A 16098-nucleotide genomic window follows, 5' to 3' on the forward strand; every position below is an offset into this window, starting at 1 on the left:
AGATGAATAAAGAATACCGGCGCTATCGGGTCTCTTTTCAGACCCATGCTGCAGCGCTGCATGAATGGGGATCAAAGGTGGGGTCATGCTAAAAAATCTGGCACAGCCGGAAACTGTGAATTCACAGCATTACGACTTTGTCGTGGTCGGCTCCGGCTTTGGCTCCGGTTTCTTTCTGTCGAAATTACTGCAGACAATAACCGGTCGAGTGCTCGTCATCGAACGCGGGGATTATAATGCCCATTCGTGGCAAGTGAACGAAAACCGGAACAGCTCGATCGACCGGGCAACGACTTATCATTCCGACAGCGACAAGCCGTGGAACTTCACCATCGGGTTTGGTGGCGGGACGAATTGCTGGTTCGCCCAATCGCCCAGATTTCTGCCAAATGATTTCCGGCTGAAGTCCAAGTACGGCGTCGGCCAGGACTGGCCTGTCAGCTATGATGAGCTGGAACCCTACTATTGCGATGCAGAAACCATCATGTCGGTTTCAGGCGATCCGGACATGCACGGCATCGCGCCACGTTCGAAACCGTTTCCACAACCACCGCATCATCCTTCTACGCCCGATCAGGTGATGAAGGCGGCGCGACCCGACACACACTTTATTATTCCCACTGCTCGTGCCCGAGTTGCCACGGAAGGACGCGGCCCCTGCTGCGCCTCCTTGCGATGCATGATTTGCCCGGCCGATGCGAAGTTCACGGCCCAGAACGGCCTGATGGATGTGTATAACGACCATCGCGTGACGGTGATCCTGAACAGCCGCGTCACCAGCTTTGACTCGACGAATAATACGGTAAAGAGCGCGAGTTTCGAGTCCGCGGGAAAGACATTCTCGGTTACCGGAGACGTGTTTGTACTCGGCGCAAATGCCATTCATAGCCCTGCTATAATGCAGGCATCTGGAATGGCCGATGCGCTGACCGGTGCCGGCCTAAACGAGACTTATGGGGCTGATCTAGAAATCCTGCTGGATGGTATGGAGAATTTCGACGGTTCCACTATCACGACTGGCTTGGACTATAGTTTCGCAGATGGCGACTTCCGCGCCGATCGCGGCGCAGCGCTTATCTACTTTGAAAATCGTTGGAAGTTTGGCCTTCGGACAGAGCGCTCGAAATGGCGGCAGACGCTTCCAATCTCTATCGTTGTCGAAGAGATGCTTGAAGACGGAAATCGCGTCGAACTCGGCGAGAACGGAGATCCAATCGTTCACTTCATGGGCGCCAGCGACTACGCCAAGAAAGGTTTGCAGGCAGCCATCGACGGTTTGGACGAGATCCTTCAACCCCTACCCGTAGAAGAGGTTGTGTTCCGCCGGATACGCCGGACGGAGTCGCATCTGCAAAGCACGATGCGCATGGGGTCCGATCCGGCAAGCTCCGTGGTGGATGGAGATCTCATTCACCACAAATACCGAAATCTCATTGTGGTCGGCTCGTCTGTGTTCCCAACATGTGGAACCGGCAACCCCAGCCTGACCGTTGCCGCTCTCAGCTTGAGGGCAGCTGAAAAGCTGACTGCGAAGGTGACCATATGACCCGGAACAGACTCTCACTTTCTCGCCGGGCCATGATTTTAGGCGGCGTTGGCGTAGCGGCAGCAGCTGGGGCTGGCACGGTTCTGCTGACGACCGATCAGGGGCATATCCGGCGCACGCTGAGACGGCTGGTCGGTCCGTTCAAAATGGACAAAGCGGAATTTGAGACCTTCGTACGAGACTTTCGGGAGGCTGAGGCTGCACCTTCCTTCATCAAGTCGGCCACGCTGCGCGGACTGGAATTGATTGGGCTCGGATCAACTGTATCCGGGGGCGGAATTCCGAAATTGTCTGATCATCAAGCCGATTTCGAACGCGCCCTGCTCACCGCCTTTATCGTGCGCACCGACTATACGTTGCTTGATGAGCCCGCCACTGAACCCACGACCTATCTCGGCTCCATGACGGCTTGCTTCAATCCATATGCCGAGTTTGCCTAGGGCAGGCACCTGTATGCTGGCGCTCATGCGGTGCTTGCACAATACCTTGAAAAGATTTGCGTTATGACTTCACAACCAATTCTCCCAAATCCTTCTTCGTCTGAGCAGGTGACGTTCTCAAACAGTCTTGCGAGCCTGAGAGGCACTGCCGCCTCTTTCGTCGTGATTTATCATGCATTCCTGTTGTTCAAGGTTTCTGGACTGGATACACCGCAACGGCACGGTCTCAATTTTTCTGAACCGTTCCATATGCTGGTTCACGGCCTGATCGGATTTTTCAACGGACCTGCCGCAGTTGTTCTCTTCTTCGTGTTGAGCGGGACAGTTCTCACGCTTTCCCTGCGCCGGTCGAAGGGCAAAGGACTTGCTCATCTGGCTGGCTATTATGTTCGACGTCTCTTTCGCCTGTATCCGCTACTGATCGCGGTGACATTGTTTGCTGCGGCCATGCACTGGCTGTATTTCAGTGATGCGCCCACGGCTGGGGCCACGAGTTGGATGAATGGATATTTCAACCAGGACCCCGGTCTCATAGAAACGCTTCTCAATGCCGTCGGCTACTCCAATAGCCTGAACTCTCCGGCGTGGACCATCCGGACAGAGATCATTGCATCATTTTTGATGCCTTTGTTTGTCGTTCTGACGCGTCGGCCGGCCCTTATAGCCGCTACGCTTGTTGTGCTGGTGGCACTAATGTACGCACCGCTGCACATCGGCCATGTGAATGTCTATCTGATCGCATTCTTTCTGGGTGCTCTGATACCGAACTATGGACGCATGGTCGCCGACCTATATTTTCGGTTTCCGAAATGGTTTCGCTACCTTCTCATTGCCGGTGCACTTTTCGCTGGCATGTTCGTCCAGCGGATTTTCCGGCCATGGGTTCACGTGGACCCGTCTTCTGTTCTGGTCGTATCTCTTGCCGCAACATTTCTTGTCACCATAACTTTTTATGGTCGTAGTGAAGGCTGGCTGGCCTCCAAGAAGCTCGTCTTCCTCGGAGATATCTCCTACGGGCTGTACCTCTTGCATTTCATCATCTTGTTCGCATTCGCAGAATTGCTTGGGCCGATGCTTGGTGCCGATCCTTCACCTGTCTCTGCACTTGCCATGATGGCGTTCATTGCAGCGTTGACGCTGGCAGTGACCATTCCGCTTGCAACGCTGAGCTATCACTATCTCGAACGCCCGCTGCAGGACCTCGGAAGAAAATATTCCAAGCAAATTCAATCGGCTGACAAGACCGCAGAACTGTCGGCGGCAAACACCCGGCCCGCTGTCGAGACGCCCTGAAATGCTCGCCTATTCTTCTTTGAACGATACGGCCGTGAAGTCTGCAAGTGGCTTGGTCAAGTATGACAGAGCCGTGCGCTGACCTGTCTGGATCATGGCGTTCGCTTGCATACCGGGCGTCAGCTCGGTGCCGACGCGCTCTTTCTCCTGCTCAGTCAGCTCGACGACAGCGCGGTAATACGGCGCGATGCCATCCTGTTCGACCAGGACATCAGCCGACACGGTCTTCAGAGTGCCTCTGACTTCGGGCGTACGAGACGCATTGAGCGAGGGAAAGCGTATCCGCACGGAATCCCCATTCTGCACCCGGTCGATTTCGCTTGGGGATATTCGGACGATCATCACCAACTCCTCGTCATCCGGGACGATGGATAGCAAAGGCGCGCCCGCACCGATCACGCCATTGACCGCATGCACATTCACACCAAAAACCTGCCCTGCATAAGGCGCAACAATTTCAGTACGAGCCAATTGGTCAGCCGCGTACTGGCGACGCTCCATAAGGTCTTCAATACCCAACTGGATCTCTTTCAACTGAGTCAGCACAGTCTCACGCGTATCGGTTTCCAATCTCGATATCTGCAGCCGGCCTTCCGCCATCGCCGTACGTATCTGAGCGATCTCCGCTCTATGAGACGCTTGTTGGCCAGCAAGACGTTCCTTCTCGCGCTTCAGCGCCAGCATTCGGCTCTTTGGCGCGTGCCCTCTTTCGAACAATGCCTCAAGCCCGTTAAGCTCGTCTTCAAGGATCAATATCTGTTGGGAATTCGAACTCATGAGGTCTTTCAGACCCGCAACGCGTTCACCCTGTTGATCTATTTTGTATGAGAGCAATTGGACATCGGTTTCGAGTGCTTGAGTACGCGTATCCAAGATGGCCTGCTGAGTTGCAATAACGCGCGCCACGCGTCGCTTGCCGTCCTCTAGAGTTTCCAGAAATTCGATTGTGGGGGTCCGGACAACGACGTCACGTCCCTCCCGCTCCGACAGCAACCTCGCCTCTTCTCCTGCCAAGGTAAACAATTGGGCCTCAAGGCTGGCAAGAGAGGCCGCAACACCTGAAGTATCCAGGCGGATCAGTGGCTGGCCGATTTCAACAGTATCTCCATCCGCGACCAGAATCTCCTTTACGATCCCACCTTCCAGATGCTGGACCGTCTTGTTGGCACCCGAAACCTGCACTGTACCCGGCGCGACCACCGCGCTTTCAAGTGGCACCACTGCTGACCAGATGAACAAGCCACCAAACAACACACCAACCACCACCAGGCCCTGCACCATGAGTCTACGCAGGCCGAGGTCGATCAGCGTCAGACGGTCGCTGTCCTCAAATACGATCGGACCCGTGGTCATTGCGTCTTGCCCTTCTCTATCAGCTTGATGCCGGTAGCAGACCGCTTCTGAGTTCTCAGAACCTTCGACAGAATTTCATCTCGCGGTCCGAGTGCCTGCACTTTACCCTCATGCATCAACACTATTTTGTCGACATGGCGCAGCGTGGTTGGGCGGTGTCCGATTATCACAACAGCCACCTTCTCATCCTTGAGCAGCTTGAGTGTGTCATTCAGCGCCTCATCGCCCTCATGGTCGAGATTGGCATTCGGCTCATCCAGGATCACCAGCTTGGGATCAGAGAACAAGGCGCGCGCCAACCCAATACGTTGGCGTTGACCGGCCGAAAGACGTTCGCCACCAATACCCAACTCAGTGTTATAGCCATCTGCAAAAGACTGGATCATGTCGTGGGCGTTCGCACGTTTGGCCGCAGCCACGATTTTTTCTGGGTCGGCGTTTGGACGAAGGCGGGCAATATTCTCACTGATGGTACCGGGTAAAAGTTCGACCGCCTGCGGCAAGTAGCCAAGCTGTTGTCCCAACTGGTCCGGCTGGTACTCCTTGATCTCGGCACCATCAAGTCGCACTGCGCCAAGCGCATAGGGCCAGACTCCGGTCAACACCCGGGCCAAGGTCGTCTTGCCCGAGCCACTCGCTCCGATCACACCGACAATCTCGCCCGGCTCAACCGAGAACGAGATTGCTTGAAGAAAAGGTTTTTGCTGGCCTGGCAAGGCTGCGAATACATTCTCTACCAACAGCTTTCCGGTGATGGCCGGAAGGGTCATCGGCGCTGCCTTCTGCTCGGTAGCGCCCGTCAAAGACGCAAGCCGTTTTCGCGCGGCCCTGGCACGAACAATCGAACGCCATTGCGAAACTATCTGCTCAATTGGAGTGATCGCCCGCGCGCCGATGATAGAGCCTGCGATGATCACACCTGGCGTTGCAACACCAGCAATGGCGAGCACGGCGCCCGCACCAAGCAAGGCGGATTGCAAAAACATCCGGAAAGCACGTGTGGCGGCGGCGGCGGTATTGATTGTGTCAGATGCTCGAATAGCTGTGGCATCCGCTTCGGTGGTGGCATCAACCCATTTGTCACGGACTGTCATTTGCATGCCCAGCGCGTGAACCGATTCAGAACTGCGCCACGCATTCTGGGCGAAGACAGCGCCCGTATTACTGACTTCACCAGAGGTGAGCAACGAGGCTTCGCTTGCCTTTTGAGTATATAGAGCCAGCGCAAAAATCACGGCTGAACCAATCAGGGCCAGTACACCGAGCGTCCAGTGCATGAGGAAGAGGATCAAAAAATAGAGTGGCGCCAGTGGCAGGTCAAAAGCCGCCTTGACCGTCGGGCCAGCCATGAATTGCCGAAGTTCCGCCAGGTCTTTCATTGCCCGACCGTCCTTGGCACCTGAATCCTGGAGTGACCTACGATGAATGGCATCGAAAACCAAAGGGGCCATTTCACGCTCAATCCGGGCAGCCACATGAACCAGCATCGACGACCGGATCGCATCAATAAGCGCGTATCCAATGAACAATACGGCGATTAAAGCTGTAAGCGCGATCAGCGTTTGCAGGGAACCACTGACCAGCACCCGGTCGTAAACCTGCAGCATGTAAAGCGGACCTGCCAGCATCAACACATTAAGGGCAACACTGAAGCCCCCGACTGCGAGAATAGCCCTGCGGGATTTCCGCGCCGTCTCGATCAGGGTTTCTTCATGACCCAACTGGTTCGGTCTTTGATTGGACACGCATCCACCTTTTCCGTGCGAGACGTCGTCACGTCAGCGCTCTATCAAGCAGACATGCACCGTCTCGCTGATCTTGTGCCCACCGGTTCGCACGAATGCGCGAGTTTCCAGGCACTATTCACCATACATGGAATTTGGTTGAATCTCTATTTACCAAGCCTTTGAAAACAACGACTTCTCGGAGATCTTACTTAATTTTTAGGCTGTCGGAGTTCGTGAACTCACGCGCGCGCCGGCCTGTCTTGCAAGATTCCCTATGACGTGAAGCGTTGCCAATGGTGAAATCACCAGAGCTCTGATGGCTTTGGCCGGATTTCTTTCGCGAACAGCCTCGATCATTGTCCACCAGGCCAGCTCTCTTTCCGAGTATCTCAAGTGACCCAGAAGCGCGCGCCGGTCCGTACGCGTCAGGCTCGGATAATTCAGCATTTCCCGACTGATTTCAACCAAGCGCTGATGATCCCTGCCCGACTGGGAATGGGAAGCTGATCCTCTCCGGCGAACAAGGTAATAGCCCTCGGGATCGACAAGATCCGCCTTGGCACCTGACATCAGTAACCGCGTATACAATTCAAAGTCTTCGCCGAACCTCAACTGGTCTCTGTAAGGTCGCGAGGCGTCGCCAAGACAGCGCCGATTGATCAGGGGCTTGATGAAGCCGAGTTCCGACCGCTCAATGTCTACATCGTAGGATTGTTTGACGAACAACTCAGTCGTCAACCGGACGGCCCCTTCCGGCTTATCGGGCCACAAGACACGCTCGACCTCTTCCGGAGTGTCCTCGGAACTCATCAGGAGATTGTCTGCCACCCAGTCGAGATCTCTCGCGCGCGCTTCGTCCAGCAGGCCGGCAATGCGCGTCGGCAACATGAAATCATCACTATCGAGCGGCGTGAACCAGGCCGCATCTGTTTGCCGTATCGCGCAATTTCGAGCGGCCGACGGCCCGGAATTCTGAGCCTGCTGGACAAATGTAAGATTCGGAATTGTCCGCGCCATTCGCTTGGCGATCTCTGCTCCCTCGTCTGAAGAACAATCGTCCACGACGATCACCTCAACCGCAACAGTGTCCGGAACCTTCTGTTCGACGGCACTACGAATGGCACGTTCAATATTGGGGGCGTCATTGTAGAGGGGAATAACAATCGCAATCTTGTTTTCATCAAGCATTGGTCTTGCCTCCATATCTAAACCCTTGAAAATCTTCAGTGTCCGAATAGATTTTCATGACACTTTCCGGAGATTCGCGATCGCCATCTTCCGGTCCCCCTTCAGCAGCATTACCATAGACGACATGCCGCGCTTCGCCATTGCGGGGGCCGCAATCAAAAGGCCTGCGACGTAGAGCGCTATTCCGAGCCCGATGATCGCCGCAACCCTGGTGAGGTTGGACCAGTCATCAGGAAGGTGGCCAGCGGCCCACCATATCCCGCCGCCCATTACGAGTGCGGCAATTAAAACCGACGACCCCGCAAGAATTTGACGGGTGATAGGGAATTTCACAGCACGGTAAACGGCCCAACTGCTGAGGAACCAACCGAGGAATTTCTGGAAAGCCAAGGCGATCATTACGGCCTCCAAACTCACCCGCGATGCGAAAGGCAGCATCACCAGAAGAACCAGCAGCGCGAAAACACTGACCTTCAGCAAAAGGCCCGGTCGTCCGACACCGCGAAGCACCCCGCCATTGAACGCGGAAGACGGAAGGCGAATACCCATCAACATGGAAATCTGAATCGCGATGATCGCATCATTCCACTGGTCACCAAACACGACCGGCACAATGACCGGAGCGGCAGCGGCAGCACCGATGAATGCCGGATACGCAATAAATCCGGCGAGCCAGATCGCGGTAGACATCGTCTTGTAGAGCGTCGGAAGATCGTTCTGAGTTTTCGACGCTACCGGGAATGCAATTGCACCAAACGGCGACACGAGCGCCTGCATCGCCTGATTCTGTATCCGCATGGCAAGATTGAACATACCGAGCGCCGCCGGCCCGAGAAACAAACCTACAAACAATCGCGGCAGACCCAAATCCCCTGCTGCTACCAGCCTCAATCCGATTGATGCCATCTTGAATCGGAGCAAGGACTTGAACTCAATCAGATTTGTCCGAAAAGACGGCCACCATTTGGCAAAATACAGGAAAGCCAGCATCCTCGCGAAACGACGGGACATTTCCATCGCGACCAGCGCCCAGGCATTCTGAAACAGGATCGCGCAACTTACGCCGACAATTGCGCCAACGATGTAACCCACGACATCCACAATGGTAATTTCGCGAAACTGCATATGTCGCTGTAGCAAGGCAGCTGGAACCGCACTCAGCGCGCCCATGAACAGAACCAACGACATGACCCGCAGGTAGTCGACCAAGGGCGGCACATCAAAGAGCACCGCAATGTAGGGAGCACTGAGTTGGATCAGTCCAAAAAACAGGGCTGCGAAGCACAGCGAGGACAGAAAGACTGAGTTGGAATGTTCTGTTTTCAAATCGGTCCTCTGAATGAGAACCTCGTTGAGACTGTCGCTCGAAAAGACTTCCGGGATGACAAGTACAATCAAAAGAAACCCGTAGACGCCAAAATCCTCTGGCGTGAGCAACCGAGCGACCACAACAAGCGACACCAGACCGCTCAGCAAGCCCAACCACTTACTGAAAGCTACCCAGATGGCGGCTTTGCCAGCAGACCTCATCAGGCCTTGCGATGGGCTCGAGGGAATTTCGTCGGAAGAAATGGCTGCTGTTCCCATGGAAGCTGAACGCACTCAAAAGCTGGATTCGGCTTTTAACCTTGCAAGGATGGTGCCTGAAAGGGCAGATTTTGCCAATTGCAGTACCGGCGAGCGGTAAGATTACTGTCCTGCAATGCTCAACAAACGAGAGAAAATTCCTAGAGAATTCAGCTATCTGCGCAGATGGTTAATATACCGGTCGCCCATTGCAGCCTGTTGGTGTTTCGTCAGCCTGCTCAAATCCCCAGTAACGGCGGGATACCGTCCCAAACCAACCACATTGATGCCGGATTCGACGTCGAGACTGAGTCAATGATTATGGGTGAAATCACGTGTCGGTTTAAGTCACCTTTAATAGTTGGTCGCCAAAAAAGAAGTATGCGCAATGCGAATTCGTCTCTGGCAAGGAATACATCCATGATGCATCTGGCTGCAGAGCCCACCACAATTCGCCACTATCAGAGTGACGTCCAGACCGATATCGAGAATTTCGGCAAATGGCCCGTCTGGCTGCGCATCACGTTGATCGTTGGTCTTAGCGCTTCGCTGTGGGCAGGCATCATTTTCGCCATCGGCGCCCTGTTGTAATGCAGCCCCCAAAAAGTGGTTACCTGGTCGCTACGCCTTGGCGTAGCCCGGACTGGAACTCAGGTAAACGGGCGCCTTCCCTACGTATGTGCGACGCACCGGCGATAGTGTCGCCAAGGCGCCAAGATACAGCAAGTTAAGGGGGGTGTTGAAACTCGCCCACGCCAAAGACTCCGTAAATGTCGAAATGAATACGATCGCGCCGAAGACGAGCAGCGCAGACATCTCCAAAGACGAATCCCGGAAGAACTGCATTAGCAGACGATAACCGCACCACGCCCACATCAACAGGTAAAGTCCGAGACCGATGTATCCGAGATGCACACGCACTTCGAGATACGCATTGTGGAAGGTCAGCTTTGTCCCGTATGGCTTGAAATCCATTTCATTGATCGATTGTGCCGCGCCATTTGACGGGTTCCAAAATCCCTCAAGCCCCAAACCGATAATTGGCTGCTCTTCCGCTGCCAAGCGCCCAGCAGACCAGATATGAGTTCGCCCAGTGAAAGTCGTATCCTTACCTAGCGCGCCCAGGAAGTCCGCCACATAGTCCTGGTGAGTCTGGTTCAGCACAATCATGGCGCCTATCAAAACAACGCTGACGCCAGCAATGAATATGATGGATCGCAAGTGGCGCACCTTGCTAATGGATTGCCACGCGAACTTGACTAGAAACAGGCCGATGATCCCGACACCGGCAAACACGAGTGCCGTCGCCGACGGCGCCCGTAGCATAAAGATCAAAGCAACTGGGAAAATGAGCGCGGCCAATAGCCGTGTCCAAGGCCATGACTTTTCATTCAACAATGTCATGAAGCTGAGCAATGCCACGAACAACATTTGCTGGGCGAAATAGTTCTTTTGCGGATACGGCCCGCCGGAGGGCATTGAATCATAGAATGGAATACACACAATGATCGCCATCACACCTGCGAAGAACATGCATCGCAGGATAGTGGTGATATCAAATCGCGTAATGATAATGACAGCGACCAGAGGGGTTAGAAGGTAAAGTGCGCCGCTCCGGATGGCTGCCCCCATATAGGGTGACCACAGAATCGAAATGAAACCGAATATCGGCAGGAGGAAAAGAGGCCACGCCTTGAGCACGATCGGAATGACCTGCTCCTTATGCAAGGCGAGAAGCCACAGAAACCACAAAACCATCAGATAGCGTAGTGGAGTTTCAAGCGGCAGTGGCACGAATGAATTCAGGAACCAAACCGAGATAAGCGCTTGCTCCCAGTATGGGATTTTCCGCGGCTCCTCATAGACTTTGGCCATGACAAGAGATGAATCGCGGTCAGTCGGAATACGACTTACAATGTTCATGCGACAGCCTCCTGGCCAAGACTGGTCGAGATCATGTCGCGCATGAATCCAGCCGGCTGCACGAACAGGTCTTCTGGCAAGCTTGCAAGACGCTTGGCGTAAGCGGCAATCTCCCGGCGATCTGTCAACAAATGTCCCACCAGTTTCGACAGCGAGCGCTCAAGGGGCTCCTCAATCACGAACCCGCAGTCATTCCGTGCGATCCAGGCTGCTGTCTCTGTACCGGCCGGCGCGATCGAGGGCGTCGCGTAATAGCCTCCCTCATAGATCCGGTTCGGCAACAGCCAGACCGAATTGTACCCAGCCTCCATGAAGTCCCCTGCCCAGACCACATCCAGCGACGCATAAATGCTGGATAGATCCTCTGGTGACCGGAACTTTCCAAAGAAGGTCATGTTTGGTCGACGCTCAATCTCGGGTTCGAACACAGGAATTTCGGTGCGTGCCGGGATTCCATGTAGCCGAATTTCCAATGTATCGGGAAACGCGTCAGCCAGAGCGCATAGCAGGTCCAGCGAACGCTGGCACCGCAACATGCCGACCCAGCCGAGTACAAGTTTTCGGTCTTCCAGAATCTCCACCGGGAGCGCAGTATCCGGCCGTGGGCCAAAGTTACTGTCAGCACTCAAACGGTTCTCTACGACATAGGCCGTGAAGTCGCCCCCGTAGTGAAGTTCGAAATGGTTCCGCAAGAAGCCGGGAGAACTCACAACAAGCGCCCGTGTCCGCTTCAGCAGAGCGCGTTCGAGGCCACGAAATATCCGACCCACAAAATCGGAGCGCGTCAGCAAGCGATGCACATCGAGGCTCTCGTAGATGACGGGCGTCTTCAGTCCTGTATGGCGCTTTGCCAGGAACGCACACGCCAGCATGTCGAGATTTCGCGCATATATGACGTCAGCTGCAGCTAATAACTCACGTTGCTCAGCCGCCTTCCGCGCGCCAGCAAACACCTGCTTGATCCGCTGGAGGAAGGCGCCATCACGCGTCTTGCCAAGATCGACATTTTTCCATTCCGGAGAGACATCACGGCGGCGCATCATGAAGCCAACAACATCCATTCCGTCGCCGACGAACGACTTCACACGTCGGCGCACAGCGGCATCTGCCGCATCATGTCCGAAGAATGCAATTGTCGTCATCGCTCGATCCAATTCAGGGTAAGCGAAGCGATCATCGCATGATCGCTCCGTCTCACACCTTAGTTTGCGTCAACTTTTTCAGGAGACTCTGTGCTGTGCTCCGCGAGGCTCGGCGGGGTCTGGATCGCTGTAGGGCGAATTTCGCCCTTCTTGGGCTTGTTCGGATCCCGGCGCATGAAGCTGAACAGAGAAGGCTTCGTCTCCATTTGATAGTACTTACGATAGGCATCATATCCTGCACCCGGGTCGCTGTAGTGGCGGCGGCGGTTGAGGTTCACCATGTTTAGCGTAACACCCAGCAGGTCGGCCTTGAAGGATCGCAAGAGTGCCAACGACTGACGCGCTGCTGAGCGGTTCGTGTGACGCCAGCGCACAACCAGAATGGCCTTGTCCGTCTTGCCTGCAACAACCCGCGCCTCAGCCATCAGCAGCAGTGGCCCCGTATCGATCAGGATGAGATCGTACATGGAGCGCAAGCGAACCAGAAGATCGTCAAAGGCGCGCGTCCCGAACACGTCATGTGGCGTATGGCCCGTCAGAGACAGCGGCAGAATATCCAGCATGCTCTTGGGGTCCTTGGAGATCGCATCAGAAAGCTGTCCTGCGCCGAAGAGATACTCAATGAAACCGATCTCAGGCTTCAAGCCAGCTGCGTCAGTCAACTGGCGGCGGCGGAAATCGCCATCAATGACCAGTGTCCGCGCACCCGACATGGCCGACATACGACCGAGCGCGAGCGTCAGGCTTGTCTTGCCTTCATCCGGCAGGGACGAAGTGATCGCTACGGTCTTCGTTTCGCTGTCCAAGTCCGAGAAAGCGATTGCTGCTCGCAGATAGCGAATACTTTCGGCAAACGCTGATAACGGGTTTTCTATGAGATAATCGGCAGGATTGGTTTGAGCGAAGCCAAGAGCATTGCCGGTGCGGATCAGTGGCACCGTGCCGAGGGCATTCTGAGCAAGCTTCTTTTCAATGTCTTCCGAAGACGAAATCTTCATATCGAACATTTCGGCCATGATGGCGAGAGCGCCACCGAGCAAACAGCCAAGTATCGCACCAATCAAGAGGTTCAGTGTGGTACGAGGTGAACTTGGAAACTTTGGCACCGATGCATTGGACAGGATCACGGCATCCGGCTGGACAAGACCATCCTGCTCCCGGGTCTCCTTGGATCGCGCAATGAACTCTTCATACAATACGCGGCTGGTTTCAGCATCGCGCTCAAGCTCGCGCAGGCGTACCATTGCGAGGCTGTTGCCGCGGAGCTTGGAGTTCGAGTTGCTGATTTGTGACTGGAGCCGGCTAACCTGGTCCTGACGAACACGAACTTCGTTTTCGAGATTAGTGGCGATCCGGGTCATTTCGTTCTGGATCTGACGCTCGATATCCGCCTGTTCAGCGCGCGCACCAATCAGTTCAGGGTGCTGCGGCCCGAGACGGGTTTCGAGGTCACCCACCCGGCCGCGGACAGCAGAGAGCTGTTGTTTCAAGCTCGTGATAAGAGGAGATTCCAGAACTTCGGAAATCCCATCCACGCCAGCGCCGCTATTGATCTGCCGGCGCATACTGTCAAAGCGTGACCGGACACGGTTCAGCTCGACTTCAGCCTGTGTTTTCTGCGTGGTCAGATAGGCAATGTTCTGCTCGGTGAGCGTGTTACCCATCGCCGTTTCCATGTCGTTGTCGGCAATGAATTTGGCAACGCGGTTTTCCTTTTCCTCAACTTCCTCACGAAGGGCAAACACACGATCAGACAACCATTCGGTAGCGCGCCGTGTGGCGTCCAGCTTCGTTTCAAGCTGTTGAACCCGATACTGATCTGCGATGGCATTGGCGAGACGGGCAGATGTTTCTGGCGAGGTGCTCGTGACCTCAACGTTGATAAGATAGGTGGTGCCGATACGCGAAACACCAACACGCCCCATCAACGTGCCGACGACGCTATCCAGAATGGCGCTCTCGCGCTCATCGACACTCATGCCTTCAAACGGGTCGACCACGCGCGTATCCATGCCGACCAGTGATTTGACCTGGTTCTTCAGCTTGCCCAGTGCGCTGGTCTTTCGCTCGCGCAGTGTCCAGTTGAACTCAGGATCCTCGATGAGCTTCTGTTTGACGGCAACCTTCGTCAGAAGTGACTTTGACTTCATGATCATGACTTCGGTGTCGATCACCGCCGTGCTGACCGCCAAACCACTGAGAACACTGCCCAGGTCGATCACGTTTTGCTGCTCAGTATCCAGCTGGACCACAGAACTCGATTGGTAGAGCGGCGTCTGGTTGAACGTCATGTACGCGACCAGCGTGAAGACCGAGAGGAAGCTCAGCGCAATCAGCCAGAAGCGCCGGTACACAGCCCCCAACAGCGACTTCAGATCTGTCGGCATGTTGTTGCCTTCGGTTTCCGCTTCTGCGGGAACCTGGGACGGAAGTTCAAAACTGAATGTCTTGGTCAAGATAATATACCGCGCGTTGGGGTTGGAAGCTTTCAGGCGACCGGCCGGATGGTCGGTCGCCTGGTATGGAAATTAAGGGTGGATACGAACCGAAATACCGAGAAGGTTCGCAGAGAAGCTCTCATCGGCCGCAAACGCCGTACCACTCCGGTCACGATCAACGCGACGTGCGAAGGCGTTCAGGTGCACCCGCTTGTTCATTTTGTACGTACCGATCACACCGAATTCGGTGATGTCGTCATCCCTGTCGGTCTCATCGTATTCATAGCTGGTGAACTCGCCATATCCTGACAGGATGATATTGCGGTACAGTTCGTGATCAACACGGGCGCCTAGCGTCGTTTGAATGGAGCTCGCGCTGGTCCGAATGCCGCTATCGACTGTTCGGCGTGCACCATTGAAGCTCACAGTGGTGAGACGGGTCGGGAACCATTCTACATTCGCATCGACGGCCAGACCGTCAGTGTCTTCGTAGAAAGTGTCATCCTTTTCTTCGCTCAGGTAGCCAATGGCCACGTCACCGCGGATCAACGTGTTCAGTTCGAAGTCCACACCACCGTAAACAGTGTAGGAATCTGAATCCCTGGACCGTTCCGCACCATCGACGACGATCAGATTATCGTACTCACGCTGTTGGATCATGCCTTGGCCAAAAACAGCCACGTTCGGCGAAATCGCATAGCTGAGGCGCGAATTGAAGAGCGTGTCAGACCGGTCACGGAAGTCCTGATCGATCGGCGTGCCGTCAAGGGAGACCGTGTCGTCATAGTCGACTTCCGCAAATGTCACAGAGTTCGTCCAGCGAATACGGTCATTTGTATAATTGGCACTCAGCTCGACGCCTGCGCGGGTATACTCGATCGGCTCGCCCAGTCCGGATGTGTTCGATGGGTCGGACCGCTGATCCGTAGATTGCTGGTAGAAGACCGCGCCGCCAAGTGCGACGTCGCGCGTGACGTCCAGACGGCCCCGCAGCCGCGTATTGACGTCATTGGCTGACTGGTCACTGAAATCCTGGTACTCGTCACGGCTGACAGACACGGAAGCGGCCACTTCGTGCACGCTCCAGTTTGTACGAGCCGCAATATCAACACCGATGCGGGCGATGACATCAGATTCTTCGTTGTCGCTCGTTCCCAACGCATTGTCGGTATAACCAAGGCCAGCGAACAGACTGGAATTTACCGTAAATGCTCCGAGCCGGATGGGCTCCGGATCATATTCGGGCTGACGGCGGTCTGTAACCGCCTCATACTTGTCCCGACTGTAATAGTCGCTCGACTGCGCATACGCCGTCCCAGACATCGCCGCAATCAGAGCGCCTGTCGCGACTCCTGCAAGGCTAACCCGCTTAGTATACAACATTTCCACCTCTTCCCTGGATTATGTATTCCGGTTGCTCGAACCGCCATGTTTACCAAAGGTCCCAAAGCAAGACCCATACCACTTTTCTTACAAAGAGTG

At 55.0% G+C, this 16098-nt stretch carries 12 protein-coding genes; 4 read left to right on the forward strand and 8 right to left on the reverse strand.

Features of this window, described 5'->3' with window-relative positions; genetic code table 11:
• Nucleotides 1-85 precede the first annotated feature (85 nt).
• The 3 genes from CFA77_RS10840 (at nucleotide 86) to CFA77_RS10850 (ending at nucleotide 3279) form a co-directional block, all read left to right on the forward strand.
• On the forward strand, nucleotides 86-1546 hold the full coding sequence (locus tag CFA77_RS10840; RefSeq protein WP_206990700.1) for a GMC oxidoreductase: 1461 nt from the start codon (nucleotides 86-88) through the stop codon (nucleotides 1544-1546).
• Nucleotides 1543-1986 (forward strand): hypothetical protein, encoded by a 444-nt coding sequence (locus CFA77_RS10845; RefSeq protein WP_206990701.1) that lies wholly within the window; start codon nucleotides 1543-1545, stop codon nucleotides 1984-1986. Before CFA77_RS10840 ends, CFA77_RS10845 begins: the two co-directional genes overlap by 4 nt.
• Before the next feature lie 63 nt (nucleotides 1987-2049).
• Nucleotides 2050-3279, forward strand: coding sequence for an acyltransferase (locus CFA77_RS10850; protein ID WP_206990702.1), 1230 nt, complete (start codon nucleotides 2050-2052; stop codon nucleotides 3277-3279).
• Between the two features lie 9 nt (nucleotides 3280-3288).
• Here the strand turns inward: CFA77_RS10850 and CFA77_RS10855 are convergent, their stop codons facing one another.
• The 4 genes from CFA77_RS10855 to CFA77_RS10870 all read right to left on the reverse strand — a co-directional run bounded on the left by CFA77_RS10855 (nucleotide 3289) and on the right by CFA77_RS10870 (nucleotide 9134).
• Nucleotides 3289-4632: an HlyD family type I secretion periplasmic adaptor subunit gene (locus CFA77_RS10855; RefSeq protein WP_206990703.1), complete on the reverse strand. Its 1344-nt coding sequence runs from the start codon at nucleotides 4630-4632 to the stop codon at nucleotides 3289-3291.
• Nucleotides 4629-6377 carry a type I secretion system permease/ATPase gene (locus tag CFA77_RS10860; protein ID WP_206990704.1) on the reverse strand — a complete coding sequence of 583 codons (1749 nt, stop codon included), beginning with the start codon at nucleotides 6375-6377 and terminating at the stop codon, nucleotides 4629-4631. Before CFA77_RS10860 ends, CFA77_RS10855 begins: the two co-directional genes overlap by 4 nt.
• A 198-nt stretch (nucleotides 6378-6575) precedes the next feature.
• Complete coding sequence (locus CFA77_RS10865; RefSeq protein WP_206990705.1) at nucleotides 6576-7547, reverse strand: glycosyltransferase family 2 protein; 972 nt, start codon at nucleotides 7545-7547, stop codon at nucleotides 6576-6578.
• Between the two features lie 54 nt (nucleotides 7548-7601).
• The gene (locus tag CFA77_RS10870) at nucleotides 7602-9134 is read right to left on the reverse strand and encodes an oligosaccharide flippase family protein (protein ID WP_206990706.1); all 1533 of its coding nucleotides are present in this window, start codon (nucleotides 9132-9134) and stop codon (nucleotides 7602-7604) included.
• 399 nt (nucleotides 9135-9533) lie between these two features.
• Between CFA77_RS10870 and CFA77_RS10875 the strand changes: the two genes are divergently transcribed.
• Nucleotides 9534-9704, forward strand: coding sequence for a hypothetical protein (locus CFA77_RS10875; RefSeq protein ID WP_156947807.1), 171 nt, complete (start codon nucleotides 9534-9536; stop codon nucleotides 9702-9704).
• A gap of 30 nt (nucleotides 9705-9734) precedes the next feature.
• On the opposite strand, the gene CFA77_RS10880 is transcribed toward CFA77_RS10875, so the two are convergent.
• The 4 genes from CFA77_RS10880 to CFA77_RS10895 form a co-directional block, all read right to left on the reverse strand.
• Nucleotides 9735-10988, reverse strand: coding sequence for an O-antigen ligase (locus tag CFA77_RS10880; RefSeq protein WP_206990707.1), 1254 nt, complete (start codon nucleotides 10986-10988; stop codon nucleotides 9735-9737).
• A 44-nt stretch (nucleotides 10989-11032) separates the two neighbouring features.
• Nucleotides 11033-12178 carry a hypothetical protein gene (locus tag CFA77_RS10885; protein WP_206990708.1) on the reverse strand — a complete coding sequence of 382 codons (1146 nt, stop codon included), beginning with the start codon at nucleotides 12176-12178 and terminating at the stop codon, nucleotides 11033-11035.
• 59 nt (nucleotides 12179-12237) lie between these two features.
• Entirely contained in the window at nucleotides 12238-14634 is a 2397-nt protein-coding gene (locus CFA77_RS10890) for a Wzz/FepE/Etk N-terminal domain-containing protein (RefSeq protein ID WP_206990709.1), read from the reverse strand.
• Nucleotides 14635-14706: 72 nt separating this feature from the next.
• Nucleotides 14707-15999, reverse strand: coding sequence for an outer membrane beta-barrel protein (locus tag CFA77_RS10895; protein ID WP_206990710.1), 1293 nt, complete (start codon nucleotides 15997-15999; stop codon nucleotides 14707-14709).
• Nucleotides 16000-16098: the final 99 nt, after the last annotated feature.

Source organism: Hyphomonas sp. KY3 (genome assembly GCF_017309975.1).
GTDB lineage: Bacteria > Pseudomonadota > Alphaproteobacteria > Caulobacterales > Hyphomonadaceae > Hyphomonas.

Excerpts from the sequence above, each read along its gene's own strand:
- CFA77_RS10840 (WP_206990700.1), top strand. The coding sequence starts at position 86 with ATGCTAAAAAATCTGGCACAGCCGGAAACTGTGAATTCACAGCATTAC.
- CFA77_RS10845 (WP_206990701.1), top strand. The coding sequence starts at position 1,543 with ATGACCCGGAACAGACTCTCACTTTCTCGCCGGGCCATGATTTTAGGC.
- CFA77_RS10850 (WP_206990702.1), top strand. The coding sequence starts at position 2,050 with ATGACTTCACAACCAATTCTCCCAAATCCTTCTTCGTCTGAGCAGGTG.
- CFA77_RS10855 (WP_206990703.1), bottom strand. The coding sequence starts at position 4,632 with ATGACCACGGGTCCGATCGTATTTGAGGACAGCGACCGTCTGACGCTG.
- CFA77_RS10865 (WP_206990705.1), bottom strand. The coding sequence starts at position 7,547 with ATGCTTGATGAAAACAAGATTGCGATTGTTATTCCCCTCTACAATGAC.
- CFA77_RS10870 (WP_206990706.1), bottom strand. The coding sequence starts at position 9,134 with ATGGGAACAGCAGCCATTTCTTCCGACGAAATTCCCTCGAGCCCATCG.
- CFA77_RS10875 (WP_156947807.1), top strand. The coding sequence starts at position 9,534 with ATGATGCATCTGGCTGCAGAGCCCACCACAATTCGCCACTATCAGAGT.
- CFA77_RS10880 (WP_206990707.1), bottom strand. The coding sequence starts at position 10,988 with ATGGCCAAAGTCTATGAGGAGCCGCGGAAAATCCCATACTGGGAGCAA.
- CFA77_RS10885 (WP_206990708.1), bottom strand. The coding sequence starts at position 12,178 with ATGACGACAATTGCATTCTTCGGACATGATGCGGCAGATGCCGCTGTG.
- CFA77_RS10895 (WP_206990710.1), bottom strand. The coding sequence starts at position 15,999 with ATGTTGTATACTAAGCGGGTTAGCCTTGCAGGAGTCGCGACAGGCGCT.